This window comes from Campylobacter sp. CFSAN093249, from assembly GCF_011067895.1.
Lineage (GTDB): Bacteria > Campylobacterota > Campylobacteria > Campylobacterales > Campylobacteraceae > Campylobacter_D > Campylobacter_D jejuni.
Window position 1 is genome coordinate 106,991 of record NZ_JAAMWM010000005.1, and the last position, 23,578, is coordinate 130,568.

22 protein-coding genes are annotated in these 23,578 nt (G+C 31.1%); 15 read left to right on the forward strand and 7 right to left on the reverse strand.

Annotated features, from left to right (window positions below; all coding sequences use genetic code 11):
• The first annotated feature begins 68 nt into the window (after positions 1–68).
• The 5 genes from FBF10_RS04365 to FBF10_RS04385 all read left to right on the forward strand — a co-directional run bounded on the left by FBF10_RS04365 (position 69) and on the right by FBF10_RS04385 (position 3,769).
• Complete coding sequence (locus FBF10_RS04365) at positions 69–626, forward strand: TlpA disulfide reductase family protein (RefSeq protein ID WP_002852864.1); 558 nt, start codon at positions 69–71, stop codon at positions 624–626.
• Positions 626–1,492, forward strand: a complete 867-nt coding sequence (gene ftsY / locus FBF10_RS04370) for a signal recognition particle-docking protein FtsY (protein ID WP_002852840.1) — start codon at positions 626–628, stop codon at positions 1,490–1,492. The genes FBF10_RS04365 and ftsY overlap by 1 nt, the downstream gene beginning before the upstream one ends.
• On the forward strand, positions 1,492–2,832 hold the full coding sequence (radA, locus tag FBF10_RS04375) for a DNA repair protein RadA (RefSeq protein WP_002852872.1): 1,341 nt from the start codon (positions 1,492–1,494) through the stop codon (positions 2,830–2,832). Before ftsY ends, radA begins: the two co-directional genes overlap by 1 nt.
• A gap of 68 nt (positions 2,833–2,900) precedes the next feature.
• Complete coding sequence (locus tag FBF10_RS04380; protein WP_002852750.1) at positions 2,901–3,581, forward strand: F0F1 ATP synthase subunit A; 681 nt, start codon at positions 2,901–2,903, stop codon at positions 3,579–3,581.
• Positions 3,578–3,769: a membrane protein gene (locus FBF10_RS04385; RefSeq protein WP_002852856.1), complete on the forward strand. Its 192-nt coding sequence runs from the start codon at positions 3,578–3,580 to the stop codon at positions 3,767–3,769. The genes FBF10_RS04380 and FBF10_RS04385 overlap by 4 nt, the downstream gene beginning before the upstream one ends.
• Positions 3,770–3,790: 21 nt before the next feature.
• On the opposite strand, the gene metF is transcribed toward FBF10_RS04385, so the two are convergent.
• The 5 genes from metF to luxS all read right to left on the reverse strand — a co-directional run bounded on the left by metF (position 3,791) and on the right by luxS (position 9,503).
• The gene (gene metF, locus FBF10_RS04390) at positions 3,791–4,639 is read right to left on the reverse strand and encodes a methylenetetrahydrofolate reductase [NAD(P)H] (protein ID WP_002887824.1); all 849 of its coding nucleotides are present in this window, start codon (positions 4,637–4,639) and stop codon (positions 3,791–3,793) included.
• 9 nt (positions 4,640–4,648) lie between these two features.
• Positions 4,649–6,913 carry a 5-methyltetrahydropteroyltriglutamate--homocysteine S-methyltransferase gene (gene metE, locus FBF10_RS04395; RefSeq protein ID WP_002887822.1) on the reverse strand — a complete coding sequence of 755 codons (2,265 nt, stop codon included), beginning with the start codon at positions 6,911–6,913 and terminating at the stop codon, positions 4,649–4,651.
• Between the two features lie 11 nt (positions 6,914–6,924).
• On the reverse strand, positions 6,925–7,695 hold the full coding sequence (locus FBF10_RS04400; protein ID WP_002855781.1) for a MetQ/NlpA family ABC transporter substrate-binding protein: 771 nt from the start codon (positions 7,693–7,695) through the stop codon (positions 6,925–6,927).
• Between the two features lie 10 nt (positions 7,696–7,705).
• Positions 7,706–8,698 carry an isopenicillin N synthase family oxygenase gene (locus FBF10_RS04405; protein WP_002867376.1) on the reverse strand — a complete coding sequence of 331 codons (993 nt, stop codon included), beginning with the start codon at positions 8,696–8,698 and terminating at the stop codon, positions 7,706–7,708.
• Between the two features lie 310 nt (positions 8,699–9,008).
• Positions 9,009–9,503: an S-ribosylhomocysteine lyase gene (luxS, locus tag FBF10_RS04410; protein ID WP_002859279.1), complete on the reverse strand. Its 495-nt coding sequence runs from the start codon at positions 9,501–9,503 to the stop codon at positions 9,009–9,011.
• Between the two features lie 114 nt (positions 9,504–9,617).
• Here luxS and gatB point away from each other — a divergent pair, with 114 nt between their 5' ends.
• The 3 genes from gatB to FBF10_RS04425 are packed head-to-tail and all read left to right on the forward strand — an operon-like array spanning position 9,618 to position 13,117.
• Positions 9,618–11,036: an Asp-tRNA(Asn)/Glu-tRNA(Gln) amidotransferase subunit GatB gene (gatB, locus tag FBF10_RS04415; protein ID WP_002867377.1), complete on the forward strand. Its 1,419-nt coding sequence runs from the start codon at positions 9,618–9,620 to the stop codon at positions 11,034–11,036.
• Positions 11,033–11,929, forward strand: a complete 897-nt coding sequence (locus tag FBF10_RS04420; RefSeq protein WP_002859277.1) for an NAD(P)H-dependent glycerol-3-phosphate dehydrogenase — start codon at positions 11,033–11,035, stop codon at positions 11,927–11,929. The genes gatB and FBF10_RS04420 overlap by 4 nt, the downstream gene beginning before the upstream one ends.
• A gap of 9 nt (positions 11,930–11,938) precedes the next feature.
• The gene (locus tag FBF10_RS04425; RefSeq protein WP_002887818.1) at positions 11,939–13,117 is read left to right on the forward strand and encodes a metal-dependent hydrolase; all 1,179 of its coding nucleotides are present in this window, start codon (positions 11,939–11,941) and stop codon (positions 13,115–13,117) included.
• A gap of 7 nt (positions 13,118–13,124) precedes the next feature.
• Here FBF10_RS04425 and FBF10_RS04430 read toward each other — a convergent pair whose 3' ends face one another.
• A complete protein-coding gene (locus FBF10_RS04430) occupies positions 13,125–14,651 on the reverse strand; it encodes an inorganic phosphate transporter (RefSeq protein WP_002852729.1) in 1,527 nt (508 codons plus the stop codon).
• Between the two features lie 141 nt (positions 14,652–14,792).
• Here FBF10_RS04430 and FBF10_RS04435 point away from each other — a divergent pair, with 141 nt between their 5' ends.
• Positions 14,793–15,599 (forward strand): inverse autotransporter beta-barrel domain-containing protein, encoded by an 807-nt coding sequence (locus FBF10_RS04435; RefSeq protein ID WP_002887816.1) that lies wholly within the window; start codon positions 14,793–14,795, stop codon positions 15,597–15,599.
• Here the strand turns inward: FBF10_RS04435 and FBF10_RS04440 are convergent.
• Entirely contained in the window at positions 15,596–16,972 is a 1,377-nt protein-coding gene (locus tag FBF10_RS04440; RefSeq protein ID WP_052806300.1) for a cation:dicarboxylase symporter family transporter, read from the reverse strand. The genes FBF10_RS04435 and FBF10_RS04440 overlap by 4 nt on opposite strands.
• A 268-nt stretch (positions 16,973–17,240) precedes the next feature.
• Here FBF10_RS04440 and cetC point away from each other — a divergent pair, with 268 nt between their 5' ends.
• The 6 genes from cetC to petA all read left to right on the forward strand — a co-directional run bounded on the left by cetC (position 17,241) and on the right by petA (position 23,577).
• Positions 17,241–17,735, forward strand: coding sequence for an energy taxis response protein CetC (cetC, locus tag FBF10_RS04445; RefSeq protein WP_002852821.1), 495 nt, complete (start codon positions 17,241–17,243; stop codon positions 17,733–17,735).
• Between the two features lie 119 nt (positions 17,736–17,854).
• Positions 17,855–19,234 carry a bipartate energy taxis response protein CetA gene (gene cetA / locus FBF10_RS04450; RefSeq protein ID WP_002859272.1) on the forward strand — a complete coding sequence of 460 codons (1,380 nt, stop codon included), beginning with the start codon at positions 17,855–17,857 and terminating at the stop codon, positions 19,232–19,234.
• Positions 19,235–19,251: 17 nt separating this feature from the next.
• On the forward strand, positions 19,252–19,749 hold the full coding sequence (gene cetB / locus FBF10_RS04455; RefSeq protein ID WP_002777340.1) for a bipartate energy taxis response protein CetB: 498 nt from the start codon (positions 19,252–19,254) through the stop codon (positions 19,747–19,749).
• 87 nt (positions 19,750–19,836) lie between these two features.
• On the forward strand, positions 19,837–21,696 hold the full coding sequence (gene mnmG, locus FBF10_RS04460) for a tRNA uridine-5-carboxymethylaminomethyl(34) synthesis enzyme MnmG (protein WP_002887815.1): 1,860 nt from the start codon (positions 19,837–19,839) through the stop codon (positions 21,694–21,696).
• Positions 21,697–22,983 carry an arsenic transporter gene (locus FBF10_RS04465; protein WP_002856353.1) on the forward strand — a complete coding sequence of 429 codons (1,287 nt, stop codon included), beginning with the start codon at positions 21,697–21,699 and terminating at the stop codon, positions 22,981–22,983.
• A 90-nt stretch (positions 22,984–23,073) separates the two neighbouring features.
• On the forward strand, positions 23,074–23,577 hold the full coding sequence (petA, locus tag FBF10_RS04470; protein ID WP_002887813.1) for a ubiquinol-cytochrome c reductase iron-sulfur subunit: 504 nt from the start codon (positions 23,074–23,076) through the stop codon (positions 23,575–23,577).
• Position 23,578: the final 1 nt, after the last annotated feature.

Below are 23,578 nucleotides of genomic sequence, written 5' to 3' on the forward strand. Positions count from 1 at the left end.
AAAAATATTATCTTATGTATGTTATAATTTTAGCATTTTTATAAAGAAGAATAAAGGATTGATAAATAATGAAGATTAAAAAAATACTTTTACTAGTGGCAATATCTTGTTTGTTTGTTGCTTGTAGCAATGATAAAGAAAAGCAGCAAAATGATGTAAATTTAAGCACCGAGGCAAGTATAAATCAAAGTGATGATATGAATTTTAAACTTAATTTGATTGATGGAGGATCAATTTCAATTAAAAAAGAAAATGCCGTTTTAAATTTCAACGATGAAGATAAGGCAACTTTGTTTGTATTTTTTACCACTTGGTGTACCCCTTGCATTGCTGAAATCCCTCATCTTAATAAATTACAAGAAAAGTATAATAATGATTTTAATATAGTTGGGGTTTTATTAGAAGATAAATCTAACGATGAGATTCAAAAATTTATAGAACAGCATAAAATATCTTATAAAGTCGCTAATGGTGAAAATAACTATCTTTTAGCTAAAGCTTTAGGTGGGGTAAATGGAATTCCTACCATGTTTCTTTACAACAAGCATTCTAAATTGATTAATCAGTATTTAGGGCTTATTCCTGAAGAAATGCTAGAAATTGATATACAAAAGGCTATACTTTAATGTTTAATTTTTTTAAAAAAGGACTTGCAAAAACTCTTGAAAATATTGTTGGGATTAAAGGAGAGAATAAAAAGATAACCAAAGATTTGCTTGAAGAAATTTTGCTTGAAGCAGATGTAAGTTATGAAATAGTTGAAGAGATAATTTATTATTTACCACCTCAAAATGAAGTAAAAAAAGAAGATTTAAAGCGTGTTATGGGTTCTTATTTTCTTTATGAAAAAAAAGAAACCAATCAAGAAAAACCTTTTGTAGAGCTTATTTTAGGAGTAAATGGAGCAGGAAAAACAACAAGTATTGCCAAACTTGCTTATTTATATAAAAACCAAAATCAAAAAGTGATTTTAGGAGCGTGTGATACTTTTAGAGCAGGTGCGATTGAACAATTAAAACTTTGGGCGCAAAAAGTGGATGTAGATATAGTTTTAACTGCACAAGGGCATGATCCTTCAGCGGTTGCTTTTGATACCATTTCTAAAGCAAAAGCAAAGGATTTTGATAGAGTTATTATCGATACAGCAGGGCGTTTGCAAAATCAAAAAAATTTAGCCCATGAGCTTGAAAAAATTGTGAGAATTTCAAACAAAGCTTTAGAAGGTGCACCCCATAGAAAAATTTTAGTTTTAGATGGAACACAGGGAAATGCTGGAATTTTACAAGCTAAAGCTTTTAATGAGCTTGTAAAACTTGATGGTGTGATTATCACAAAGCTTGATGGGACAGCTAAAGGGGGTGCACTTTTTAGTATAGCAAGAGAGCTTGAGCTTCCTATTTTTTATGTAGGCGTGGGTGAGCAAATGACGGATTTGCAAGAATTTAATGCAAGTGCTTATTTAGATACTTTATTAGATCCTATTTTTGAATAATGGCAAAAAATAAAGCACTTTTTGAATGTCAAGCTTGTGGAAATCAACAAAGCAAATGGCTTGGAAAATGTCCTGATTGTGGAGCTTGGGATAGTTTTGTAGAATTAAAAGCTGAGCAAATTAAAGTTTTAAAAGAGCTTGCGCAAGTTAGTATGAAAACAAGTGAAGCTGTTTGTATTGAAGATGTGGAATTAGAACATTTTACAAGATACAGCACAGATGATAATGAGCTTGATTTGGTTTTAGGCGGAGGGCTTGTTGAAGGTTCTTTAGTGCTTATAGGCGGAAGTCCAGGTGTGGGAAAATCTACGCTTTTGTTAAAAATTGCTTCAAATTTAGCCAAACAGGGTAAAAAAGTGCTTTATGTCAGTGGCGAAGAAAGTAAAGCTCAGATTAAATTAAGAGCTGATCGCCTTGAGGCTAATACTCCGAATTTATTTTTACTTACTGAACTTTGCCTTGAAAATATTTTAGAAGAATTACACAAAAAGGATTATAGTATTCTTATCATTGATTCTATACAAACTCTATATTCAAATAAAGTCACTTCAGCAGCAGGAAGCATCACTCAGGTGCGTGAGATTACTTTTGAACTTATGCGTGTTAGCAAGGCTTATAATATCAGTACTTTTATCATAGGGCACATTACTAAAGAAGGTGCTATAGCAGGACCTAGGGTTCTTGAACATATGGTGGATGTGGTGCTTTATTTTGAAGGAGATGCCACTAAAGAAATTAGACTTTTAAGAGGCTTTAAAAATCGTTTTGGTGGAACGAATGAAGTAGGTATTTTTGAGATGACTACTAAGGGTTTGATCAGTGCAAAAGATTTGGCAAATCGTTTTTTTACTCGTGGAAAGGCTATTTCAGGAAGTGCTTTAGGTGTTGTGATGGAAGGATCTCGTGCTTTGGTTTTAGAAGTTCAAGCTTTAGTGTGTGAAAGTTCTTATCCAAAACGCAGCGCTACAGGGTATGAAAAAAATCGCTTAGATATGCTTTTGGCTTTGCTTGAAAGAAAACTTGAAATTCCTTTAGGGCATTATGATGTATTTGTAAATATTAGCGGCGGAGTAAAAGTAAGTGAAACTGCTGCGGATTTGGCTGTGGTTGCAGCTATTATTTCAAGTTTTAAAAATCGCCCTTTGAGCAAAGATAGTATTTTTATAGGGGAGCTTAGTTTAAATGGAGAAATTAGAGAGGTTTTTAGCCTTGATACGCGTTTAAAAGAAGCTAAAATGCAAAAATTTAAAAATGCCATTGTTCCTTCTAAGCCTTTGGAAGATATAGGGCTTAAGTGTTTTGTTGCTAAAGAACTTTCACAAGTTTTAGAATGGATGTAAATTTTCATTAAAATATAAGTAAGATTTTGCTAAAATTCCGAGTTTAGAATAAAATTTTTGAGGAAACCATGAAAGATTTATTTTTATTTAGCTCTTTGCTTGATGCAAGTCATACTTTTTCTTATTTTTTTCACATAGGTTTGGTAGCTTTAATTGCTGTTATAGTGGCTATGATGGCTACTCGTTCTATGCAACTTGTTCCACGCGGTATGCAAAATTTAGGCGAGGCTTTTTTAGAGGGAGTTTTATCTATGGGTAGAGATACCATGGGAAGTGAAAAAGGTGCAAGAAAATATCTTCCTTTGGTTGCAACTTTGGGGATTATAGTGTTTTTTAGTAATATTATAGGCATAATACCTGGTTTTCACTCTCCAACTGCAAGTTTAAATTTGACTTTGTCCTTGGCTATTATAGTTTTTGTATATTATCATTTTGAGGGTATTAGGGCGCAAGGTTTTGTAAAGTATTTTGCTCATTTCATGGGACCTATTAAACTTTTAGCTCCTTTGATGTTTCCTATAGAGATAGTCTCTCATCTTTCTCGTGTGGTTTCTTTGTCCTTCCGTTTGTTTGGAAATATTAAAGGTGACGATTTATTTTTGATGGTAATTTTAGCTTTAGTTCCTTATATAGCTCCACTTCCTGCTTATGTGCTTTTAACTTTTATGGCATTTTTACAAGCTTTTATTTTTATGATTTTAACTTATGTATATTTAGCGGGTGCAACTGTTGTTGAGGAAGGTCATTGATCTATATTTTAGAATTTTTCAAAGGTGCATCTTTAGCTTTAATGCTTTTTGGTGCACTTTTCTTCTTTTTTAAATATAATTCTTTTTTCTATCTTTGCTTGGGTATTATACCAGGTTTGCTTTTATCTTTAATTTTTGTTTTACTTATAGAAAACCATAAGCTAAAAAATGAAAATAAGTTAAGATAAAAGCAAAAAATAGTTTATTTTCTAAGCATGAAGCTCTTCTTTAAGCAAATGCTTTACAGCTTCATAAATTTTAATAGCCGCTTTGGATTTATTCATAGTATAAAGATGAATTCCATCTACGCCACTTGTGATTAAATCGACAATTTGATCGCAAGCATACGCGATACCTGCATCTTCTAAAGCCAAAGTATTATTTTCATATTTTTCTAAAATTTTAACAAATTTAGGAGGGATTTTAGCTCCGCAAAGTTGAGAAATTTTTAAAACCTGTCTTTTGTTAGTAATAGGCATAATACCTGCGTAAATAGGTATGTCAATACCTGCTAAAGCACAATTTTGTTTAAAAGTATAAAAATCTTCATTATCGTAAAAAAGTTGAGTAATGAGCTTATCTGTTCCTGCATTTACCTTAGTTTTAAGATGGTGTATATCCTCGATGAAATTTTTAGATTCATTATGTTTTTCGGGATAGCATGCGGCATAAATTTCAAAGTATTCTTGTTTTTTTATAAAAGAAATTAAATCACTAGCATAAGAAAAATCTTTGCTTTTTTTTAAATTTTCACATATATCGCCTCTTAGGGCAAGAATTTGATTAAGATTTTTTTCTTTGCATTTTTGAAGTATCTGAGTGATTTTTTCTTTACTAGAATGGATGCAAGGTAAATGTACTATGCTAGGAATTTGATATTCTTCCTGGATTAAGCTTGCAACTTCTAAAGTATTTTGTGAGTTAATAGAGCTTCCAGCTCCAAAGGTTACGCTGATAAAATTAGGACTTAATTGCCCTAAATCATCTAAGATAGCATGAAGATTTTTGATATTTTCATCCTTTCTTGGTGGAAAAACTTCAAAAGAAAAACTGCACATGAAAACTCCTTATAATTGTTCTCGTATTTTTTGCGTAGCCGTAACTAAATTTTTAAGAGAGGCTATAACTTCTTCATAAGCCCTTGTTTTAAGTCCGCAGTCTGGATTGATCCAAATTTGCTCTTTAGGTAATTTGTTTAAAATTTTTTCTATGGTTAAGCTTAGCTCTTCTATGCTTGGAACTCTAGGGCTATGTATATCATAAACTCCTGGTCCTACTTCAGTTTTAAAATGAATAGCTTTTAGGGTATCTAAAAGACTTAAGTTTGATCTTGAAGCTTCAAAAGAAATCACATCAGCATCCATAGCGTCAATTTCTTTTAAGATATCACTAAATTCACTATAACACATATGAGTGTGAATTTGAGTTTTAGCTTTTACCCCGCTATGCACAAGATTAAAAGCAGGAATAGCCCAATCTAAATACTCACTATGCCAATCACTTTTTCTTAAAGGTAGTTTTTCACGCAAAGCCGCTTCATCAATTTGTATGATTTTTATACCTGCATTTTCAAGATCTAATACTTCATCTCTTATAGCTAAGGCAATTTGCTCAGTGCTTTCTTTTAGACTGATGTCTTCTCTTGGAAAGGACCAATTAAGTATGGTTACAGGTCCAGTTAGCATACCTTTTACGATTTTTTGACTTAAACTTTGTGCAAATTTAGACCAAGCTAAGGTAATAGGCTTTGTGCGTGATACATCACCCCAAATTACAGGAGGCTTAACGCACCTTGTGCCATAGCTTTGAACCCAGCCATTTTGAGTAAATAAAAAGCCCTTTAAATTCTCTCCAAAATACTCCACCATATCATTTCTTTCAAATTCTCCATGCACTAAAACATCAAGTCCTATTTCTTCTTGAATTTGTATGCATTCTTTGATTTTTTGTTGGTTAAATTCAGTGTAGTTTTGAGCTGAAATTTTTTCTTGCTTAAAGGCAAGGCGATTAGATCTTACATCAGCACTTTGAGGAAACGAACCTATGGTTGTGGTTGGTAAAAGAGGGAGTTTTAAAAATTCTTTTTGGATTAAGGCGCGTTCTTTAAAACTAGGCGTTCTGGTAAAATCTTCTTTTTTTAAAGCCTTAAGCCTTGCTTTGACTTTTTCATCTAAACGCTCTGGGATATTTTTAAAAAGCTCTTGATTGGCTCTAAAGAGCGGATTTTCTTCGCTAGAATTTAGAATTTCTTTTAAATCTTTAAGTTCTTGAAGTTTTTCTTTGGCAAAGGAAAAAAGTTTAAGATAGTTTGAATCTAATTTGCTTTCAAATTCAGTGCTATAAGGCACATGTAAAAGTGAGCAAGAAGTGTTTAAGATGATATTTTGTGTATATTTTTGAAGCTCTTTAATAAGCTTTAGGCTTTTAGCATAATCATTAGTATAGATATTTTTGCCATTAATAAGACCTGCAAAAAGGATTTTATCTTTAGCAAAGCCGTATTTTTGAACTAAGGCTAAGCTTTGTTTACCTTCGATAAAATCAAGACCCAAAGCATCAAATTTGCTTTCTAAAAGTTTAGGATAAATATCTCTTAAGTCTCCAAAATAGCTTTGAAGTAAAATTTTAAGATCTTTTTTGTGATTTAAAAGTTCTTGGTAAAATTCTTCAAACAAAGCGATATCTTCCTTGCTTAAATCATAAACCAAATAAGGCTCATCAAGTTCAAGCCATGTCACTTTAAGTTCATTTAGTTTATCAAAAAGCTCTATGTAAGCGTTTAAAAGCTTTTCTTTGGCGAGTTTTTGAGTTTTTTCATCTTTAAAGGCAATGAGCTTAAAAAGTGTGAAAATGCCTATTAAAACAGGCTTGCTTTCTATGCCAAGCTCTTTAGCTTCGAGATATTCTTTAAAAATTTTATCCCCTGTTAAAGCTATAATATCAGCATTATCGCACTCAGGCACCAAATAATGATAATTTGTATTGAACCATTTTTTCATTGCTAAGGCTGTAACATCTCCATTTTCTCCTTGATAACCTCGACTTTGAGCAAAGTATTCATCTAAAGCATCTAAATTTAAATTTTTATACTTTGTATGAACAATGTTAAAAAGCACAGCTGCATCTAAGACATTATCATAAAGTGAAAAATCATTACTAGGGATAAAATCAATGCCAGCTTTTTGAATTTCTTGCCAGTGTCTAATCCTTAAATCCTTAGCACTCTTTAAAAGCTCCTCTTTAGAACTTTGGTTTTTAAAGTATTTTTCAATAGCAAATTTTAATTCTCTATTTGCACCTATTCTTGGGTAAGAAATGATTGAATTTTTCATATTTGTTCTCCTTAAAATGTAGGGATTAAAGCACCCTGATATTTTTCTTCTATAAATTTTTTAACTTCATCGCTTTGCAAGGCCTTTACTAGGGCTTTGATTTTAGGAAGGTTTTCATTACCTTCTTTAACGGCGATGATATTGCCATATTCACTATATTTACTTTCTGTATAAAGCCCATCTTTTACAGGGTTTAAACCTGCTAAAATAGCAAAATTGCTATTAATAAGAGAATAATCTACATCATTTAAACTCCTTGTAAGTTGAGCGTCTTTTAACTCTACAAATTTAAGCTTCTTAGGATTTTTAGTGATATCTAAAGGAGTGATGAGCTCATTATCCTTAACTTCTATAAGTCCTTTGCTTGCTACAATGCGTAAAGCACGGCTTTCATTTGTAGGATTATTGGGTATAGAAATGCTTTGTCCTTCCTCTGGGTTAAATTCTTTATATTTTTTTGAATACACTGCCATAGGTTCTATATGGATACTGGCAACTTTTACAAGATGGGTGCCTTGCCTTTGATTGAATTCTTTTAAATAAGGTTCATGCTGAAAATAATTAGCATCTAACTCACCATTTTCAACCATTACATTAGGGATTACCCCATCATTAAATTCATAAATTTTTAAATCATAACCTTGTTTTTGAAGTGCTGATTTTATAAATCTTAAAATATCTGCATGAGGTGTTATAGAAGAGCCAACTTTAAGTTCTTCATTTGCCCATGCAAAACCGGTAAAAAGAGTAGCGACGCAAAAAGCTTTAGTAAATAAAGTCATTTTTTCTCCTTTATGCAAAACTAAATTTTTCTATCAAGTCACTATGATAAATACTTGCTACATCAGGATGAGAGCGTATCATTCTTTTAAAATAATTACTTGCAACATTTCTTAAAAGTGGATTTTTAGGATCAGTATCCACACCTTTGCTTTCTTTGGCAAGCTCTGGATTTAACTTAAAAATAGGTATATCCTTATCAAGTTGCACTCCAAGAAAATAAGCTATGCTAAAGCGTTCTTTTGGGCTTAAATTCACGCGGTGAATAGTAGCTTTTAAATAGCCATTGGTAGCTAGTTCTAAAAATTCTCCTATATTAACTACAACGCTATTTTCAAGCGGGGGTATACTAAGCCATTTACCATCTATAAAAGCTTCAAGTCCACTTTGTTTTTCTTGAAAAACAAAAGTGATAAGCCCACCATCTTTATGTGAACCTACGCCTTGAGTGATATTTTTTGAGCTTTTTGGATAATGTATGATTTTACAATGTTCGTAAGAATTTTCTCCATAAAGTTTATCAAAAGCATTGCTAGGTAGATCAAGAGCTTGAGCAAAGGTTTTTAAAAGCTTTAAACAAGCTTTTTTGGTTTGTTTGTGCCAAGTTAAGAAAGTTTTTTTAAGTTCTGGAATTTCACTAGGCCAAAGATTAGGACCTTCTAGTCTTTGCCATAAGGGTGAGTTTAAATTCCAGTTTAAAGCATCTCTTTCTGTGCCTATATCCAGTTGTTCTCTATAATCCTTAGTTCCTGCTGTGTATTCAAAACCTTCGCTAGTATAACCTCTAAATTGAGGAGAATGTACCATAGAAATAAGCTCTTTCGAACTTCTAGAAAGATTAAAAAATTCTTTGCCAAGTTTGAATAATTTCTCGTTTAAATTTTTATCTATACTGGTATTGATAAGATAAAAAAAACCTATTTTAGAAGCAATTTCTCTTAAATTTTTAAGAAAAGTGCTTTTATCTTTTTCATAAGCTTGTAAATCAAGTATAGGTAAATTCATTTTTGCTCCTTAAATTAAAATTAAGGATAAGAAGATATTTTGAATTAAATTTTATTAGAGAAATTTTTGTAAGTTAAGATTTTAAATGAGTATTTTGAAAAAATAAACTTTTTTGACTTTCTTACACATTATATCTCCTTATCCACTTTTTGGACCTTTGGAAACATAATGTTAAGCCAAAGGACGCACTAGATACTACACATCTCGCACATCAGTTTCATTTTTTCTCCTTTTAAAATAATAAAATTTCAAAATCATATATAAAAATATATTAATTAAAGCTTAATCGTTTAAAAAATAAAGATTCTTTTTAAGCATTCTCGAGTTTTAATTCTTTGTTATTCATTATGCTAATACCTAGATTTAAAACCTTTTGGGCAATTTGTTTGGCTTCATCTAAAGAATGCATTGCGCAAGTTCCGCATTGATAGATATTAAGTTCAGGAATTTTGCTTTGATCGCTTACGCTTAAAACATCTTTCATAGCTGCTTTCCAAGCTTTAGCAACACTTTTTTCATCTGGTGTTCCAATTAAACTCATATAAAAACCCGTGCGACAACCCATAGGTGAAATATCAATAATTTCAACTGAATTTGAATTTAAATGATCTCTCATAAATCCTGCAAATAAATGTTCTAAGGTATGAGTACCTTTTTCGCTCATAATGTCTTTATTTGGTATGCAAAAACGCAAATCAAACACGCTAATATCATCGCCCTTAGGTGTTTTCATAACTTTAGCTAAACGCACAGCAGGAGCTGGCATTTTAGTATGGTCAACTTTAAAGCTGTCTAATAATGGCATTTTAACTCCTTAAATATAAATTGTCTAAGAATTATAGCATTTAAAGTTAATATTTAAAGCCTTTCTAAAAGAAAAAAAGATAAAATAAAACATTTAAAAATTCAAGGAAATTTTATGTTTGAAGTAGTTATAGGTCTTGAAGTTCATACTCAGTTAAATACAAAAACAAAAATCTTTTGCTCATGTGCAACTTCTTTTGGAGAAGCTCCAAATACCAATGTTTGTCCCACTTGTTTGGCCTTACCAGGAGCTTTGCCTGTTTTAAATGAAGAGGCTGTAAAAAAAGCTATAGCTTTTGGAAAAGCTGTCAATGCAACAATTAATAAAAAAAGTGTTTTTAATCGTAAGAATTATTTTTATCCAGATTTACCTAAAGCCTATCAAATTTCACAATTTGATATCCCTATAGTAGAAAAGGGTGAGCTTTTTATCAATGTAAAGGGTGAAAATAAACGCATAGGTATTACAAGAGCACACTTAGAAGAAGATGCAGGTAAAAATATCCACGAAAATAATTTTTCTAAAGTGGACTTAAATCGTGCAGGAACTCCTTTGCTTGAGATTGTCAGCGAACCTGAGCTTAGAAGTAGCGATGAGGCAGTAGCTTATCTTAAAAAACTTCATTCTATTATACGCTTTTTAGACATTTCAGATGCAAATATGCAAGAAGGAAGTTTTAGATGCGATGCAAATGTTAGTATAAGACCTAAGGGCGATACAAAACTTTATACTAGAGTAGAGATTAAAAATCTTAATTCTTTTCGTTTTATCCAAAAAGCTATAGAATATGAGGTAAAAAGACAAAGTGAGGCTTGGGAAGATGGAACTTACGAACAAGAAGTAGTTCAAGAAACTAGACTTTTTGATACGACAAATTTAGTTACAAGAAGTATGCGTGGCAAAGAAGAAGCGGCAGAATATCGCTATTTTCCTGATCCTGATTTATTGCCTGTTTTATTAAAAGATGAGTTTTTGGATATTAAAATCCCTGAACTTCCTGATGAGAAGAAAGCACGCTTTATAGACGAGCTTGGTATAAAAGAAAGTGATGCTGAGGTTTTAATCAGTTCTTTAGAAATGAGTCGTTTTTTTGAAAGTCTTATTTCTCAAAATTTAAATCCTAAACTTTGTGTAAATTGGTTAAATACTGAACTTATGGGACTTTTAAAAGGAGAATTGACTATAGAAAATTCTCCCGTAGATGCTCAAAAGCTTGGAGTTTTAATTAAACGCATAGAAGATGGCACTATCAGTGCAAAAGCGGCTAAAGATGTTTTGGCTTTTGTATTTGAAAATACTAGCGTGGAAATTGATGAAGCTATAGAAAAGCTAGGACTTAAACAAGTAAGTGATGACTCAGCCATAGAAGCGGTGATTGAACAAATTTTAAATGCAAATGCCGATAAGGTTGCAGAGTATAAAAGTGGTAAAGAGAAGCTTTTTGGATTCTTTGTAGGTCAAACCATGAAAGAAGGCAAAGGAGCTTTTAATCCTGCAAAAGTAAATGAAATTTTAAAAACAAAGCTTGGTTGATGCGTATAGCGGTTATTGGTGCGGGAAAATGGGGCAGTGCTTTACATCTAGCCTTAAAAGAAAATCACAATTGTTTTATCAGTTCTTTGCATCAGCGTGATTTAGAAGATTTTGTTAGCATAAAAGAAGCTTTAGAATGTGAATATCTTGTTTTTGCTTTAAGTTCTCAAGGGATGCGTGCTTGGCTTAAAGAAAATTTCATCAACAAGGGACAAAAAATTTTAATTGCTTCAAAAGGCATAGAAGATCAAAGTTGTCAATTTTTAGATGAAATTTTTTTAGATTTTGTACCAAAAGAAAATTTTTGTGTTTTAAGCGGTCCTTCTTTTGCTGCTGAAGTGATGCAAAAACTTCCTACTGCTTTGATGATTAGTGGGATAAATCAAGAGCTTTGTAAAAAATTTGCAAGTTTTTTCCCTGATTTTATTAAAACTTATATTGATAATGATGTTCGTGGTGCTGAAATTTGTGGTGCTTATAAGAATGTTTTAGCAATTGCAAGTGGGATTAGTGATGGGTTAAAACTTGGTAATAATGCAAGAGCAGCACTGATTTCAAGAGGACTTATAGAAATGCATCGTTTTGGTAAATTTTTTGGCACTAAAGAAGAAACTTTTTTAGGATTGAGTGGGGCAGGGGATTTGTTTTTAACTGCAACGAGTGTTTTATCAAGAAATTATAGAGTGGGTTTAAAACTGGCGCAAAATCAAAAATTAGATAGTATTTTAGCCGAACTTAATGAAGTAGCAGAAGGTGTAAAAACTGCTTATGCTATAGAAAAACTAGCAAAAATGAAAGGAATTTATACACCTATTGTAAATGAAGTAGTGGCAATTTTTAAGGGTAAAAGCGTGCAAGAAGCAACGCAGAATTTATTAAAGCAAAATGATTAAGGAAAAATCATGATAATTAAAAATGCAAAAATTTATGGAGATTCTTTACAAGATATAGAGGTTAAAGAAGGAAAAATTACCAATATTGGTTCTAATTTACAAGGTGAAGAAATTTTAGATGCTAAAGGTATGACTTTACTTCCATCTTTTGTGGATTTGTGTGTGAGTTTAAAAAACGATAAATTTTCTTTAGCTAATTTAGAGCTTTTGGAAAATGAGTGTCTAAAAGGAGGAATTTCTAGTATAGTTTTGCGTGATTGCATGGATTTTGATGAAGAAAGTTTTGCTTTATTTTTACAAAATTTAGCTCAAAGAAAGATGCAATTTTTTTCAAGTGTGCGGGTTAAGGATACAAACGGTAAACTTAAAAATTTAGCTACTCTTTTAAATAAAGGTGCTTGTGCTTTAGAGCTTGATAGTTCTTTGGATGCAAATACTTTAAAAGTAAGCTCGCAATATGCTTTTATGAAAGACTCTCCAATTTTTGTGCGTTGTTATGATAAGGATTTTGATGATAATGGAGTGATGAATGATTGTGAAATGAGTTTTGAGCTAGGGCTTATAGGCATGAGTAAAATCGCTGAAACTAGCCAGATAGCTAAAATGAAAGAATTGGCTAAATTTTATAAAAATAAAGTTATTTTTGATCTTTTAAGTTTGAAAGATTCTTTAGTATTATTAGATGAAAAGGATTTAAAACTTGTAAGCATTCATCATCTTATCAAAGATGATAGTGCTTGTGAAGATTTTAATACGGCTGCGAAACTTATGCCGCCTTTAAGAAGCAAAGAAGATGTTTTGGCTTTAAGAGAGGCTTTAAAAGAAGGAAAGATTAGGTTTTTAACTTCCCTACATAGTGCAAAATCAATTTCTTTAAAAGATTTAGCTTTTGATGAAGCGGCTTTTGGAATTCATAGCGTATGCGAATTTATAAGTCTTTGTTATACTTTTTTAATCAAAGAAGGATTTTTAAATTGGCAAGAGCTTTGTCAATTTACAAGTAAAAATCCTAGTGAATTTTTAGGTTTAAATAGTGGAGTTATAGAAGTTGGCAAAGAAGCTAATCTAGTTCTTTTTGATGAGAATGAAGAAATTTTTGCTCCAAAAAGTTCTCTTTATTCTGAGGATAAACTTTTTGGAAAGATTAAAATGCATATAATTAAAGGAAAAAATATTTTAGAAAAATAAGCTTTACTTAAATTCCTAAAGATAGTTTAAATCCTAAAAATACAAGTGCTGCCATAATACCAGCGGCTGGTAAAGTGATAATCCAAGCCAATCCTATAGGCTTCATCATAATCCAATTTGCGTTTTTATTATACACTCCTATACCCAAGATAGCACCTATGAGTATATGGGTGGAGCTAACAGGAATTCCAAATTGTGTAGCTAAGAGTATAACTATGCTTGCACCAAGTTCTGCAGAAAATCCAGTAGTAGGCCGTATGGTTGCAAGTTTTGAACCCACTGTAGTAATCACTTCTTTACCTAAAAACCAAAGTCCTACAACTAGAGCAACTCCAAACATAGCTAAAGCAGCAAAAGGTACAGGAGAAGTCGCGTTAATTGTGCCGTTTTTTAAGACATCTAAAATCGCTGCAAAAGGACCTATAGCATTGGCTATATCATTGGCTCCGTGTGAAAATGCAAAACTAGAGGCTGTAAATATTTGAAACCATGAGAAAATTCTATCAGTAGTTTTATTAAGTTCTGTTTTTTTAACGATTTTGACTATAGCAAATGTTACAACATAACTTATAGTTCCTATAATTCCGATAATCCAAAAGTTTTGTAAAATATCCAAAGTGCTAACATTATTTAAACCTTTAAATAAAAACATTGCCGAAATGATAGCAGCAGCAATACAAGCAATGATTGGCATATGAGTTTTTAAAATAGAGTAAATATCTATATCTTTTTCTTGATCCTTAAATTCCTTCATTTTATTTCTATAGAAATTATTTTCTTGTTCTTCTTCATCCAAAGCTATAGCGGAAAGTTCTTTGATTTGTTCTTCTTGGGATTTTGTTTTTAAATTTAAAAAATATTCTTCTTTGAATTTTTTTCTTTCTTTTTTGATATTTTTCAAATCATCATTTAGTTTTTCTGATGGTTTTAAAATTTTCTTATCAATATATGAATAAATAATATAAGCTACAATACCCCCTAAAAGAGGCGAAGCTACCCAAGAAATAGCTATTCTTAAAATTTCACTCCATTTAACCATAGAGAGTGTTTGGATTCCATCAAATTTTAAAAGCCCCATCATAATGCTAGCACCTACAATCCCACCAACTATACTGTGTGTGGTTGATACAGGTAAGCCTTTCTTGGTTGCAATAAAAATCCAAACCCCAGAGCTTAAAAGTGCAGCAAGCATAATGATAACAAAAAGCATAGGATCTAAAGAATTTGGAAAAATAACAATACCGCTGCGTATGGTCTTAGTAACTTCTGCGCCTGCGAAGATTGCCCCGCTTAGCTCAAAAACAGCTGCTATAATTAAAGCTTGTTTAATGGTTACTGTTTTTGCGCCAACGCTTGTTCCAAAAGAATTGGCTACATCATTTCCACCTATATTAAATGCCATAAAAATGCCAAATATAGAAGCAAGAATAAAAAGAATCAATTGATGTTGCGAAATATAACCAAATCCCCAAATAACAAATGCGATAGTACTGATAATAAAAATAACAAAAGCTATGAGGTTGTCTTTTTGCATTAATAACCCTTTTTTATTTTAATTATACACTTATTTACTTTAAATTTGCTAATTTTATTTTTTAGTCTTTGTGGAATTTTTATTTATATTATTTTTTTATAATAAATACTCAAACAAGAAATAATAAGGAATATAAGAATAATGAGGGGTATTTTTTATATAATAGCATTGTTTTCTTTACTCAATGCCGATGAACTTACAGAGGCTTTAGCAAAAAATAATAATCAAAATTCTTGGGAGCACTTTGATTATAAAAATACCAAAGAAGCTCCAAAAATTCAAGAAGAGAATGTGGATTTTAAAAGCACTTTTGATAGCTTACTTTCAAAAACTTTAGAAAATAATAATGGTATAGATAAAACAGATGGGAATTTAGATTTTCAAAACGAAAACGCGCAGGTTAAAAATTTAAGTTCTCTTTATGAGGGGGAGAATAATTCTTTGCTTTTTCAAAAAGAACTTTTTGTGGCTCAAGATAATTATAATTACTCAGGGGGTTTAATCAATCGTTATGAAAAAGATGATTTTTTATTTGGAGTTAATGGTTTTATTGATAAACAAAAAGAACAAAAAGATACTAAAAGCTTTGGTACAGAGTTTGGTTATAGTAAATTTATAAAGGCTTATAGTAATTATTATATACCCAATGAAGCAGAAAAAAATTTACAGCTTGGAATGAGTTTTGTAATTCCAACTTATACCGCTTTTGCTTTTGATATAAGTAAGGATAATGATAAAACTAATTATCAAGTATCTTACTCTCCTTATAGTGTATTTAGTTTAAATTTATTGCGTCGTGATTATAGTGCAAGAGAGACTGTTGATGATACTGTTGTTCAAGTTGGATTTAGTTTTAATTTCAATGAAAGTTTTTTAAAACAATTTAGGAAAAAAGATAATACTTTAGAGGAGGTTAATCGATATGATTTCCTCCAAAGAACTCACTAGTTCATTCCAGCATTATGAAATTTTTCTGGATTATCCATAGCATAGCGGAATTTTTCCCAATCAATTTGTTTATCCCAGATGGCAACGATTAAGGCTGCTACTGAATTTCCACAAAGATTTCCAACCGCTCTCATTTCAGACATAAATTTGTCAACACCTAAAAGAACACCTATAGCAGCTACTGGTAGAACTTGTGCTAAGGTTGCATTTGCTTCAGAAATTTCCATATTTCCTAAAGCTGCAAGCGTACTTCCAAGCACTATAAAACCTGATCCAGTTACACCCACTGCACCTTTTGAAGCTATCATTAATACTATTAAAATGCTGATTTCGTGTGCTAAACTTAAATTTACATTGAAGGCTTGTGCTAGAAAGATTAAGCTCATAGCTAGATAAATATTTGTACAATCAAGATTAAAACTATATCCCGTTGGTAAAACAAGTCCGACTGTTGCTTTAGAAAGCCCTGCTTTTTCTAGTTTTCTCATTAAAGGAGCAAGTGCAGACTCGCTTGAACTGGTTGCAAAAACGATCAATACTTCTCTTGAGATAAATCTCATAAATTTGAAGATATTTACTTTTGCAAAATAACAAATCAGACCTAAGATTCCAAATATAAAAACAAGACATGAAATCAGCATTACTAAAAGTAAATATGCTAAGTTGATCAAAGAGCCAATTCCGTATTGAGCTATGAGTACAGCCATTGCTGAAAAGGCGGCAATAGGACTAAAATACATAATGATTTGTAGAATTTTAAAAACAAAATTTTGTACCACTTCAAAAACTCTTTGAATTGCCTGTTTGTCTTCTATTCTCATTAAAGAAATAATCAAAGCAGTAATTATAGCAATAACTAAAACTTGTATGGTTTTTCCTTCTGTAAAAGGTGTGATAATATCAGTAGGCATAGCATCTTTTAAAATATGCATAATCTCAGAGCTCGCACTTACTTCTGTGGTTTGAGAAATGTATTTTTGAACGCTTTTTGTATCAAGTTGACTTGGATCAAGATTCATTCCATGGCCTGGTTGCATAACATTTGCCATAAAAATACCTATAGCAAGTGCTAAAGTACTTACAACTTCAAAGTAAATAACCGCTTTAGCACCAATGCTACCTACTTTTTTTAAACTTTCAAGACTAATGATGCCCAAAACCAAAGTAACAAAAATAATAGGGCCTATAAGAACCTTTAAAGCACCTATAAAATAATCAACTCCTGGTTTGCTAGCAATGGCTAATTCTTTATCTGTATAGCCAAGTACAATACCTGTAATAATGCCTATAATCACCCAAAATCCAAGACTTTTGATAATACATTTATATAAAGGCGGTTTTCTTTCAGCTAAAGTTTGACTTAAAGTTTCCAAGTTTATTCACTCCTTTTGATCTTTGTAAAATATAATTTTAACAATGTGTATCGTAAATTTTAACAAAAAAACAAATCTAGAAATACTTTCTTTTATATGATATGATAATTTTTTATATAAACGTTACAAAATTTCTCATTATTTGCATTATAAAATTTAAAATATTTTTGAAAATTTTATAATTTTGTAATTCAGTTTGCTTTTTGTTATTTATTATTGGTAATAATTCTATTTTTGATTTATTTGTTTTATTGGGATGTTTTAAATTATGAAAGAAATAGTTTTGTCTGAAAATGCTTTAATTACTTCTAAAACAGATCTTAAGGGGAATATCATTTATGCCAATAATGACTTTTTAAAATACGCAGGTTATAAAGTCGATGAGCTTTTATATAAATCTCATAATATAGTAAGACATGAAGATATGCCACGCACTGTATTTAAATGTCTTTGGGATTATATTCAAAAAGGAGATGAAATTTTTGCATTTGTGAAAAATAAATCCAAAGATGGTAATTTTTACTGGGTTTTTGCAAATGTAAGTGCTTCATTTGATGCTAATGGAGATATCATCAATTATTATTCTGTTCGTCGTGCACCCAATAGAAAATCTCTTTCTATAATTGAAGAAGTTTATAAAATTTTACTTGAAAAAGAGCAAAAATCAGGCATTAATGCTGGAGTTTCAGCTTTAATGGATATTGTAAGTTCTTATAAAATGACTTATAATGAACTTATTTTTAACTTACAAGAAAATAACTAAATAAGATATATTTAATCTTTTTTATTGTATAATTTTCGCCTAAAAATTAAAGTAATATATTATTAAAGTATTGTTTTGATTTATGATTTCAAAAAATTTTCAATAAAAGGGGTAAATTTATGGTGAAAAATGGATTATTATCAACTATTTTTCTAAGTGTTATCGGTGTTTTAGGTGTCATTTTTATTCATATTTTTGTTGGAGCGATAATTTTTGTTTTAATCGCTGTTTTAATGATTTATTTGCTTAGACAACACAAAGATGAGCAAATAATGATAGATAAACTTTTGGTTCTTTGTAGAGAGTTAAAAGAAGGAAATTTTGACAATAGAATTATCTATGTAAAAACAAAAAGCAAAAAATTAGCCGAAATAGCAGATAATCTTAACAATACTATTGATGGGCTAGAAGCTTACTTAAGGGAAATTAATACTTCTATTTCTTGTTCTCAAAAAGGTGAATTTTATCGCAAGGCTTTGCCTGAAGGTTTAAAAGGAATTTTTGCTCATAATATCGAATTTATAAATAAAGCTTTAGCAAACATAGAAGTGACAGCAAGATCTACTTTTAAAAATGCTTTATCAAGAACTTTAATGGATTTAAGCCTTGGAAATCAAAATAAAGACATGTCTCAAATTTCTAGCTCATTAAATCAAGATATTAGCATGATGAAAAATGTATATGATACAGTGGATGCCATTTCTCATACAGCTACAGAAAATGGTTCAGAGGTGGATTCTCTTCAAAGTGCTATGGGTTCCTTAATGGATGTTGTAAATTCGAGCAAGGAGACAGTACAAACTTTTGTGGCTAATTCACAAAATATCACTTCAGTGGTTGAAGTAATACGCGATATAGCCGATCAAACCAATCTTCTAGCTTTAAATGCTGCTATTGAAGCTGCGCGTGCAGGAGAGCATGGTAGGGGCTTTGCGGTTGTGGCTGATGAAGTTAGAAAGTTAGCAGAAAGAACTCAAAGATCTACAAGCGAAATTTCTATTGCAATTCAGACTATGCAACAAGATTTTGTAAATATCCAAAGTGGCAGTGAGCAAGTTTTTAACATTGTTAGTGAATCTGAAGAAAGAATTAATAAATTTTCTCAAGCTTTTAAACGTCTAGAAGAAAATAGTAGTGCTCTTGGTGTTAATTTTGGATCCTTTGCAAAGAGATTGATTTTGTCTGTGGTTAAAATCGATCATATTCTTTATAAATCAAATATATATTTAAATTTAAATGGGGCTCAAAATTTCAATCTTGAAAGTGTAGATCCAATTTCTAATCTTTGTCAAGATGAGAGAGCTCAAGGTGTTATTAATGAGCTTAGTTCTGAAACTGAGTTAAAATTAGCTAAAGAATTTATAAAAGATAACGCTAAAAAAGCAATAGAAGAATCAAGTCAAGATTATATCGATCAAAAAGCTTATGATGCGATTGTAAATGATATTAAATCACTAGAGCAAAGAAGTGCTGAAATCTTAGCAAAATTAAAAATATAAATTAAGAGGGTGGGAAAATGTCAAGAGAAATTTTTTTACAAGAAGATAGTTTAATTACTTCTAAAACAGATTTAAAAGGTAAAATAGTTTATGCAAATGATGATTTTTTAAAGTATGCAGGTTATACCATGGGTGAAGTTTTAAATAAACCTCATAACATAGTAAGACATGAAGAGATGCCAAAAACTGTTTTTAAATATTTATGGGATTATATGAAAGAAGGCAAAGAAATTTTTGCTTACGTAAAAAATAAAACCAAAGATAACAATTACTATTGGGTTTTTGCAAATGTAACCCCATCAATAGATGTTAATAATAATATCATAGGCTATTATTCCGTTCGTCGTATGCCAAATAAAAGCGCTATTTCTACAATAGAAAGTCTTTATAGCGATCTTTTAAGAGCAGAACAGCAACAAGGCTTAAATAAGGGTGTTGAGATGCTTAAAAATTTCTGCAAAGATGCAGATAAAACTTATAATGAGCTAATCTTTTCTCTTCAAGAAGCTAAATAAATTTTTGTTAGACTTAAAACGAGTTTGTTTTAAGTCTAAATATTATATAATCTTTCTTTTAAAAATTCACATTTTTCAAGGCAAAATATGTTTGATGTCATTGTTATAGGTGGTGGACATGCAGGTGTTGAAGCAAGTGCTGCTGCTGCTAGAATGGGTAAAAAAACCTTACTTTTAACTACATTGATTGAGCAAATAGGAGCGGCAAGTTGTAATCCAGCCATAGGTGGACTTGCTAAAGGGCATTTGGTAAAAGAACTTGATGCCATGGGTGGTCTTATGGGTGAAATCACCGATGAAGCAGGGATACAATTTCGCATTTTAAATGAAAGTAAGGGTGTAGCCGTTCAAGGAAGTAGGGCGCAAATTGATATGGATAAATACCGTATCATTGCACGTAATAAACTTTTAAAACTTCCAAATTTAGAAATTTCTCAAGAACAAGCGAGTGTTTTAATCGTAGAAAATGATGAAGTTAAAGGCGTAAAAACAAATTTAGAAAATATATATTTTGCCAAAAAAGTCATCCTAACAACAGGAACTTTTTTAAATGGACTTATTCATGTAGGTGAAAATAAACTTCAAGCAGGAAGGGTAGGGGAGCTTGCTTCGGTAAATTTAGGAAATTATCTGCAAACTTTGGGTTTAAAAATGGGACGTTTAAAAACAGGAACTTGCCCAAGAGTGGATGCAAAAAGCATTGATTTTAGCGTGCTTGAAATTCAAGATGGTGATATAAATCCTAAAGCTTTTAGTTTTCGTTCAAGAAATTTCAATCCTACTCAACTTCCTTGTTATATCGCACGCACTAATACAACTACACATGAGATTATTAAGAATAATTTTTATCGTGCTCCGCTTTTTACAGGACAGATTGAAGGTGTGGGGCCAAGGTATTGTCCTTCTATAGAAGATAAGATCAATCGTTTTAGCGACAAAGAAAGCCATCATCTTTTTATAGAGCCTCAAACTATCGATGCGACGGAGTATTATATCAATGGTTTTTCTACTTCTTTACCTTATGAAGTACAAACTCAAATGTTGCGTTCTGTAAAGGGTTTTGAAAATGCTAAAATAACCCGTTTTGGTTATGCTATAGAATATGACTATATAGAGCCAACTGAACTTAAGCATACTTTAGAACTTAAAAAGATTAAAAATCTTTATTGTGCAGGACAGATTAATGGAACTACAGGTTATGAAGAGGCTGCAGCACAAGGCTTTATGGCGGGAATCAATGCAAGCTTAAGCATAGATATGAAAGAGCCTTTGATTTTAAGGCGTGATGAAGCTTATATAGGAGTTTTAATCGATGATTTGGTAGTAAAAGGCACAAAAGAACCTTATAGAATGTTTACTTCAAGAGCGGAATTTAGACTGCTTTTAAGGGAAGAAAATGCTATACTTAGACTTGGAAAATATGGCTATGATTTAGGGTTTTTAAGCGAGCAAGATTTTACTTATATACAAAATATCGCAAACAATCTTCAAAAAGGACTTGAATTTTTACTTTCTAAAGAATTTACGCCTAACAACCAAAATAATGCTTTTTTAGAGAGTTTAGGAGAAGATAAAATTTCTTCTATAGTCAATCTTCAAAAAATTGTTGCAAGAGCAAGTTTTGATATAGAAAAATTAAAAAAACTTGACCCTGTATTTGAAACCATGGATCATTACTCCTTAAGAGAGATTTTAAATGAGGCAAAGTATTATCATTACATTAGTATGCAAAAAGCTCAAGTAGAAAAAATGAAAAATCTTAGTGAGCTTAAAATTCCTGAAAATTTTGATTTTAAAAGTGTAAGTGGTTTGAGTAATGAGGTTGTAGAAAAGCTTAATCATCATAAACCTCCAACCATTTTTGCTGCAAGTCAAATCAGTGGAATCACTCCTGCAGCGTTGGATATTTTGCAAATTTATATCAAAATGCAAAAGAAAAAAGCTTAAATGCTTGCTTTTTTTATTTTTTTATCTACTTTAGTTTTACTTTTTTGGCGTCCATGGAATTTACCTATTTGGGTATTTTCTAGCTTGGGGGCTTTTTTTGTTTTTATTTTTCAATTGGTAGATTTTAAAGATGCTTGTTTTGTTTTTTCTTTGGTTTGGGATAGTTCTTTAACTTTGGTTGGGTTGATTATCCTTTCTTTTAGCTTGGAAGCTTTGGGATTTTTTGATTTTATTGCGAGTAAAATTTTGTATTTTTCTAGAGAGAAAAATCAAGAAAAAATTTATATCAGTACAAAAAAAATGATGTTATTTTTGTTGATTTTTGTATTTTTTCTTTCTGCATTTTTTGCTAACGATGGAGCGATTTTAATCATTACACCTATTATTATAGCTTTATTTTCAACTCTTAAAGATTGTAAAAATCATGCTTTTATTTTAAGTTCTTTTTTACTTAGCCTTTCTTTTTTATGTGATGCAAGTTCAAACGCTTTGGTTATTTCAAATTTAACCAATATCATCACAGCAAATTATTTTAAGATAGAATTTTTAGAATTTGCTAAAAATATGTTTTTGCCAAATTTTTTTGTTTTGCTTTCTACTATAGTTACGGTTTTTGTGCTTTATGTGAGAGTTTTACCTAAAAGGCTTGAATTTAAATTAATCAAAAAAGAGCAAATTTCATTGAAATTGTTTTTTCTTTGCATAGTATTTTTATTTCTTTTTGTTATCAGTTTTTTTATAGGTGAAATTTTTAATATTAAAATAAGTTTTTTTGCTTTGCTTTGGGCGGGAATTTTTTGGCTTATTATTTTAAAAATTCAAGGTAAAAAAAGTATTAAAATTCTTTTTGAAGCACCTTATGGAGTTTTGCTTTTTAGTTTTGGGCTTTATATGGTGGTTTTTGCTTTACATAAAATAGGTGTGAGTGAAATTTTGGTTAAAAGCTATGCTTTTTTGATGCAAGATAAGAGTGGAATTTTTGGTGTGGCTTTGATTTCAGCTTTTGGATCTTCTGTGTTTAATAATTTGCCTATGGTTTTAATCGGAGATTTGGCATTAAAAGAATATTTTGAGAATTTTTCTTTTGATTCTTTGATGATTTATGCACATCTTTTAGGTGTAAATATAGGTCCAAAACTTACGCCAATAGGTTCTTTAGCAACTTTGCTTTGGCTTGGAGTTTTGGCTAGAAAAGGCATTAATATTTCTTTTTGGCAATATTGTAAATTTGGCTTTTTGATAACTTTACCTGTGCTTGTTTTTTCTCTTTTTGCTCTTATTGTCTAAATATCAAAACTTGTTAAACAAAGAAAAAATTTATTTTAATTTCGATAAACTTTTAACTTGGTTAAAAAATAAAATCGAAAGGAGCAAGTTATGGCTACATCTGAGAGTAGACGAAGCTTTATGGGCTTTGCATTTGGAAGCGTAGCTGCTGTAGGCGGTGTTTTCTCACTTGTTGCGATGAAAAAAACTTGGGATCCGCTTCCAAGTGTTAAAGCTGCAGGTTTTACTACAGTAGATTTATCAGGAATGCAAGATGGAGAGCTTAGAACTATAGAATGGCGTAAAAAGCCTATTTTTATATTAAAAAAAGATGCGAGTATGCCAAAAGATGAAAAACGTGATGTTGTGGTAGATAACGCAGCTTATACTGTGGTTATAGGACTTTGTACACATTTGGGTTGTATACCTGCTTACCAACCAAGTGAGCAATTGTTTAAATGCGCCTGTCATGGTGGAGAATTTGACACAAGTGGAAAAAATGTCTTTGGACCTCCTCCAAAGCCTCTTGAAATTCCTCCTTTTAAAATTGATGGAACCAAGCTTGTTTTAGGTGAAGAGGGTTCTGAATATAAAAAAATGATAGCGGAGGCTTAAG